General features: G+C 70.8%; 5 protein-coding genes. 3 read left to right on the forward strand and 2 right to left on the reverse strand.

Annotation, left to right across the window (positions count from 1 at the left end; translation table 11 throughout):
- Nucleotides 1–5 precede the first annotated feature (5 nt).
- The gene (locus MKK64_RS08290) at nucleotides 6–1343 is read right to left on the reverse strand and encodes an efflux RND transporter periplasmic adaptor subunit (protein ID WP_243933410.1); all 1338 of its coding nucleotides are present in this window, start codon (nucleotides 1341–1343) and stop codon (nucleotides 6–8) included.
- Between the two features lie 512 nt (nucleotides 1344–1855).
- On the opposite strand from MKK64_RS08290, the gene MKK64_RS08295 reads away from it, so the two are divergent.
- Nucleotides 1856–2857, forward strand: a complete 1002-nt coding sequence (locus MKK64_RS08295; RefSeq protein WP_243933412.1) for a CobW family GTP-binding protein — start codon at nucleotides 1856–1858, stop codon at nucleotides 2855–2857.
- A 35-nt stretch (nucleotides 2858–2892) separates the two neighbouring features.
- On the opposite strand, the gene MKK64_RS08300 is transcribed toward MKK64_RS08295, so the two are convergent.
- Nucleotides 2893–3192 carry a hypothetical protein gene (locus MKK64_RS08300; RefSeq protein WP_243933414.1) on the reverse strand — a complete coding sequence of 100 codons (300 nt, stop codon included), beginning with the start codon at nucleotides 3190–3192 and terminating at the stop codon, nucleotides 2893–2895.
- 166 nt (nucleotides 3193–3358) lie between these two features.
- Between MKK64_RS08300 and MKK64_RS08305 the strand changes: the two genes are divergently transcribed.
- Both MKK64_RS08305 and MKK64_RS08310 read left to right on the forward strand, forming a co-directional pair.
- A complete protein-coding gene (locus tag MKK64_RS08305) occupies nucleotides 3359–4717 on the forward strand; it encodes an O-antigen ligase family protein (protein ID WP_243933416.1) in 1359 nt (452 codons plus the stop codon).
- On the forward strand, nucleotides 4714–6694 hold a 1981-nt coding region (locus MKK64_RS08310), incomplete at its 3' end, for a PAS domain-containing protein (protein WP_313898896.1). The genes MKK64_RS08305 and MKK64_RS08310, both read left to right, overlap by 4 nt.

Below are 6694 nucleotides of genomic sequence, written 5' to 3' on the forward strand. Positions count from 1 at the left end.
TCCGGTCAGGACGCCTTGTCGCCCGACGCGGCGCGGTCGATGAACAGCGCGCCGCGGGTGACGACCTCCTCGCCGGCGGCGAGCCCCTCGACGACCTGGACGTTGTCGCCGTTGACCAGGCCGAGGCTGACGCCGCGCGCCGCGATCGCGCCGTCGGGCCGGGCGACCCAGACGTGGGCGCTCGCGCCCTCGTAGACGACCGCGGCGAGCGGCACGGCCGGCGAGGGCTGGGGCTTGCCCGTGATGATGGTGAAGGTGGCGAACATCTCCGGGCGCAGCGACCGATCCGGGTTGTCGACCTCGCTGCGCACGGCGAGGCGCCGCGTCGCCGGATCGAGGCTCGACGACATGTAGTTCACCCGCGCCTTGAACACCCGCGTGCCGAAGCCCGCGACCCGCGCCTCGACCTCCTGGCCGATGCGGATCTTCGGGATCTCGCTCTCGCGCACGTTGGCGATCAGCCACACCGTGGACAGGTCGCCGATCACGAAGGCCGGGTCGCTCGAGGTGGTGAGGTACTGGCCGATGCCGACCTTGCGCTGCACGATGGTGCCGGCGATCGGCGCCTGGATCTGCGTCTCGGCGCTCATCGTGCCGTTCTTCTCGTAGGCGGCGATCTCCGCGTCGGTCTTGCCGAGGAGCTTGAGGCGGTTGCGCACCGCGTCGAGGGAGGCCTGGGCGGTCTTCAGGTCGCTCTGGGCGGCGATCACGTCGTTCTGGGCCGACTGGTAGTCCTTGAGCGCCACCGCCTTGGCCGCGAACAGCTCCTGCTGGCGGGCGGCGATGGTCTGGTCGAGCTTGAGCAGAGCCTGCTGCTTCTGGATGGTGTTGAGCGCGCTCTGGTAGTCGTTCTGGGCCTGGACCATGTCCGTGGCCTCGATGACGAGGAGCACGTCGCCGGCCTTCACGTCGTCGCCCGCGCGCTTGAGCACCTTCGTGACGCGGCCGGAATAGGGCGAGGCCACCGGCACGTTGTCGTCGTCGTTCAGCGCGATCCGCCCTTCGGCCGAGCCTTCCGGGCGGAAGGTCATCGTCGCCACCGGATGGATCTCGAAGGTGGTGCGCTGCTCCGGCGTCGGCCGGAAGATCCGCTCGGCCGAGGAGGGCCGGGCGTCGGCCTCGCCGGTATCCTCGCCCTTCGTGCCGCCGAGCATCCCGCGCGCGTAGGTCGTCACCGTCTCGAGGAACCCGCGCACCGGCTGCGGGAACACCGCGACCACGGCGACGGCGGCGACCACCAGCGACAGCACGACCGCGATCGGCAGCAGCCCCTGGCGGCGCGGGCCGCGCGCCCGGGCCGCCGGCGCGTCGGTGTCGGGATCGAGTGGCGTGCGGGCGTCCATCGCGCTGTCGTCTTCGGGTCGAGGGAGGTGCTTGATGGTTGTGGGCCGGTGCGGAGCGGTCGAACGCGGGAACCCGTCCCGATGCATCGAACCGATCGATGGTGCTTTTCTAAGGCAGGCCCGGGACGGGCGGCTCCCCGAGGCGCCGATATCCCGCGCATCCGGGCGGCACAATGGCCCGGCGGTGCGGAAGCGCGGACGGGAGGCGATCGAGGCGGGTCGAGGCGATCACGTTCGGGATAGCGGGCTCGCGGGATATCGGGCTCGTGCGTGCGGTCGCCCAAGCGGTCCGCGGCGAGGCCGCGACCGGAAACGGCACCGCTTGGTCATGGCCATGGGTCGTGGCAGGTCTTCACGACGGTCTCGCGACGGAGCCGCATGCCGGCCGCGGGAGGCGGGGCGGCGTCCGCTCGGGTGCTTCCATCCGCGGTCCGATGATACGATATGACATGTCATCGGCGGCCCGGCGCGAGCGCGGGCGCCCACCGCATCACCCGTCGGAAGAGTCGCCCATGTCCGGATCGCAGAGCCCCGCCAACGCCGAGTCGGTCACCTCCGAGAAGATCCCGGTCACCGTGCTGACCGGCTACCTCGGCGCCGGCAAGACCACGCTGCTCAACCGCATCCTCACCGAGAACCACGGCAAGCGCTACGCCGTGATCGTCAACGAGTTCGGCGAGATCGGCATCGACAACGACCTCGTCGTCGGCGCCGACGAGGAGGTGTTCGAGATGAACAACGGCTGCGTCTGCTGCACCGTGCGCGGCGACCTGATCCGCATCATGGACGGGCTGGTGAAGCGCCGGGGCAAGTTCGACGCGATCATCGTCGAGACCACCGGGCTCGCCGACCCGGCCCCCGTCGCCCAGACCTTCTTCGTCGACCAGGACGTCGGCGACGCCGCCCGCCTCGACGCCGTGGTGACGGTCGCCGACGCCAAGTGGCTGTCCGAGCGCCTGAAGGACGCGCCCGAGGCTCGCAACCAGGTCGCCTTCGCCGACGTGATCCTGCTCAACAAGGCCGACCTGGTCTCGGAGGCGGACATGGCGCGCGTCGAGGGCGAGATCCGCGCGATCAACCCCTACGCCAAGCTCCACCGCACCACGAACTGCGACGTGCCGATCGACGCGGTGCTCGGCCGCAACGCCTTCGACCTCGGCCGCATCCTCGACCTCGAGCCCGACTTCCTCGAGGAGGGGCACCACCATCACCACGACGGCGACATGCAGTCGTTCTCGGCCCGCATCGACGGCCCGGTCGACCCGGAGAAGTTCATGCCGTGGATCTCGAACCTCACCACGATCCAGGGCCCGGACATCCTGCGCTGCAAGGGCATCGTCGCGTTCCCCGACGAGCCGCGCCGCTTCGTCTTCCAGGGCGTGCACATGATCCTCGACGGCGACCTGCAGGCCGAATGGAAGGCCGGCGAGGACCGCTCGTCGCGCGTCGTTTTCATCGGCCGCAAGCTCGACGCCGAGGCGATCAAGGGCGGGTTCCTGGACTGCGCGGCCTGAGGCTTATGCGAAGCGGATCATGGTCGACGCGGGCGTCATGATCCGATCAGCTTGACGAAGGCGGCACCGGCGCCGAAGAAGGCAGCGCCGGCCGCCATGCCGGAGAGCGCGATCTGCCAGGGTGCGAGCATCCTGTCTCGCTCGAGTTTCCGCGCCTCGTGCTCGAGCTTCCTGGCTTCGTGCTCGAACTTCTTCGCTTCGAGCTCGAGCTTCATCGATTCGGCCATAAGCTTCTTCTGCTCGGCCACGAACTTCTCGCTTTCCTCGCGTTGCCAACGGATACGGCCGATCAGTTCTTCCAGATCCGGGGGAAGCGGTGTTGCGGTGTCGGCCATCGGGCTTGGTCCTCGACGTCGCGATGATCGAGGCACGATAGGCGTTCGCTTCCGACCGGTCGAGCGCGCCGCAGGCGCCCGTCAGCCGAATATCAACCTTTCCGTCCCATGAAGGACCCGTCGTCGTGCGGGCCCGCGTTCCAGGCTCGCGGAGCCCGCGTGAGCCATGGCCAGCACCGCCGTTCCGGGCTTCGTCCTGCCACAGGTCGGCCGGGTCCCGCTGATCCGGGTCGTCCACGGCTTCGCCGGCGCGCTCCTCGCGGCGTTCGTGTTCTTCGCCTGCTTCGCCTTCTCCGAGACCTCGCCCTACGACGTGATCGCGATCCCAACGATCCTGCTCTGGGCCTGCCTCGGCATCCGGCTGCACCGTGGGGCGGTGCCGCTGGTGCTGATGCTGCTGCTCTATCTCGGTGCGATCGTCGTCGGCCTGATCCCGTTTCTCGACGAGGACTTCCCGGTCACCTGGACGATCCAGCTGATCTACCTCTCGGTGACGGGCGTCTTCTTCGTGATGTTCTTCTCCGACGACACCCAGGCCCGCATGGAGCTGGCGCTGAAGGCCTACACGGCGAGCTGCGTGTTCTCGGCCACGCTCGGCATCGTCGGCTACCTGCAATGGCTCGGGATCGAGGACCTGTTCTACAAGTACGACCGCGCCTCGGGCACCTTCCAGGACCCGAACGTGTTCGGCTCGTTCCTGACGCTCGGCGCGCTCTACCTGATGCACGGCCTGATCACGGCGACCGCCCGGCGTCCGGTGCTCGCGCTCGCGGGCCTGCTGATCATCCTGGTCGGGATCTTCCTGTCGTTCTCGCGCGGCTCGTGGGGCGGCACCGTCGTCGCCACGCTGCTGATGGTCGGCTCGGTCTACGCCTCCTGCGGGTCGGCGCGGCTGCGGCGGCGCATCGTGCTCCTCAGCCTCGCGACCCTGGCGCTCGGCGCCGTCGCGATGGCGGCCCTGCTCTCCGTCGACAGCGTCCAGAAGATGTTCGCCACCCGCGCCGCGGTGAGCCAGGACTACGACGAGGGCGAGACCGGCCGCTTCGGCAACCAGCTCCGCGGCATGGAGATGCTGCTCGAGCGCCCGCTCGGCCTCGGGCCGATGCACTGGCGCCTGACCTTCGGGCTCGAGCCGCACAATTCCTACATCGGCAGCTTCGCCAACGGCGGCTGGCTCGGCGGCGCGGTCTTCCTCGCCCTCGTCGCGGCGACGGGGTTCGTCGGCTTCCGCCTGCTCGCCCGGCCCTCGCCGTTCCGCGCGCACGCGCAGATCGTCTGGCCGGCGCTGCTGATGTTCTTCCTTCAGGCGCTGCAGATCGATATCGAGAAGTGGCGCCACGTCTACATGATGCTCGGCATGGTATGGGCGCTGGAGGCGGCGCGCCGGCGCTGGGCCGCGCGGGACGGGCGCCGCGCGCCCGCCTCGGCGCCGCGCGAGGGCGATCGGCCCGGTCGGGTCCGGAATCGGGATGATGCGATGGGCCGGCGCCTCGGGGAGATGCCGGCGGGGGACGCGCGAACGTGAGCAGCACAGAGGCGCTTCAGGCCAGGGACGACGAAACGACGGCGGACGAGGCGGCGCGCGAGGCGAAGCGCGTCGCGGCGCTGCTGGCGCTCGGGATCCTGGATACGCCGCCGGAGGATCATTTCGAGGCGGTGTGCCGCACGGCCTGCCGCCTGTTCGGCGTCGAGTCCGCCTTCGTCGGGTTCATCGACGCCGACCGGCAATGGCTGAAGACGCCGTGCGCGCTGGTGCCGGGCGAGCTGCCGCGGCAGGAGAGCTTCTGCACCTACACGATCCAGACGGACGCGGTGCACGTCGTCCCGGACGCGCGGCTCGACCCGCGCTTCTCCGGCAGCCCGCTCGTCGACGGCACGGCGGGGGCAACCCGGTTCTATGCCGGCACGCCCCTGAGCCTCGCCCCCGGGATCCGCGTCGGCACCCTCTGCCTCGTCGACTCGCGGCTGCGCGACTTCTCGCCCGAGGACGGCGTCGCGCTGCAGGATCTCGCCGAGATCGTCGTCGCGCACCTGCGCCTCTCGGAATCGAACGCGGCGCTCGGGCGCGAGATGGCCCTGCGCAGCGCGCACGAGGCGCAGCTGGAGTGCCAGGCGGCCGAGATCGCCGAGCGCTCCGCGGCGCAGGCCAGCGCCAACCACCTGCTGACCATGGCCGAGCAGCTCGCCAGCATCGGCAACTGGCGCGTCCCGCTGCCGGCGGGTCAGCCGATCTGGTCGTTGGGGCTCTACGAGATCGCCGGGCTCGACCCCGCCACCGCGCCGCCGCACCTCTCGACCTTCGCCGAGATCTATCACGCCGACGACCGGGAGCGGCTGATCGCCGTCGTCGGCGACGCGATCGCGCGGGCCGAGAACTTCGCCTTCGACGCCCGCATCCTGCGGCCGGACGGCACCGAGCGCGACGTGGTGGTGCGCGGCACCTGCGAGACCGACGCCGCGGGCGCGGTCACCGGCCTGTTCGGCGTGATGATCGACATCACCGCGCGCCGGCGGGCCGAGGCCGACGTCCACCGCAGCGAGAGCCGCTATCGCGGGCTGGCCGACACCCTGCCGCTGCTGGTCTGGGCGATGCGGCCGGGCGACGGCGAGATCACCTACGCGAACCCCCAGTTCCACGCGTATTACGGGCCGATCGGCACCGGCCGCGCCGCGCGGGTCGCCTGCAACCATCCCGACGACGCGCCCGCCATGGCGACGGCGTGGCGGGCGGCGCAGGCCGGCGAGACCGCCTATTCCGGGGAATGGCGCCTGCGCCGCGCCGACGGCACCTATCGCTGGCACAAGCTGACGATGACGCCGGTCCACCTGATGGCCGACGGCACCGTCATCGAGTGGCTCGGCACGGCGCTCGACATCGACGAGATCGTCACCGCCCGGATGGCGGAGCACGACGCCCGCGGCCTGCTGCGGATCGCCCTGGAGGCGGCCGAGGCCGGGACCTGGGATTGGGACATGCAGACCGGGGTGAGCCTGCTCTCGCCCGAGAGCCTGCGCATCTACGGGCTGCCCGAGGACGGCGAGCCGCGCGGCATCACCACCGCCGCGTGGACGGCCCTGGTCGATCCCGAGCAGGTCGGCGAGGTCTGGGACGCGATCCGGCATGCGATCGACACCCGCACCACCTACGCCGCCGAGTTCCGGGTCGGCGAGCGCTGGGTCTACGCCCGCGGCCGGCCGCTGTTCGGGGCCGACGACCGCCCGTACCGGATGGTCGGCCTCCACATCGACATCACCGAGCGCAAGTCGGCGGAGGTGGCCTTGCGCTCGATCACCGCCGAGGCCCAGGCCGCGCGTGCCGAGGCCGAGCGTGCGAGCGAGGCCAAGAGCGACTTCCTCGCGGCGATGAGCCACGAGATCCGCACGCCCCTGAACGGCATCCTCGGCTACGCCGACATGCTGCTCGACGAGACCCACCTGCGGGCGGAGGACCGTCACCGGCTCGAGCTGATCCAGGGCTCGGGCGCCGCGCTGCTCACCGTCG

The organism is Methylobacterium sp. E-025 (assembly GCF_022829705.1).
In the GTDB taxonomy this organism is placed as follows: domain Bacteria; phylum Pseudomonadota; class Alphaproteobacteria; order Rhizobiales; family Beijerinckiaceae; genus Methylobacterium.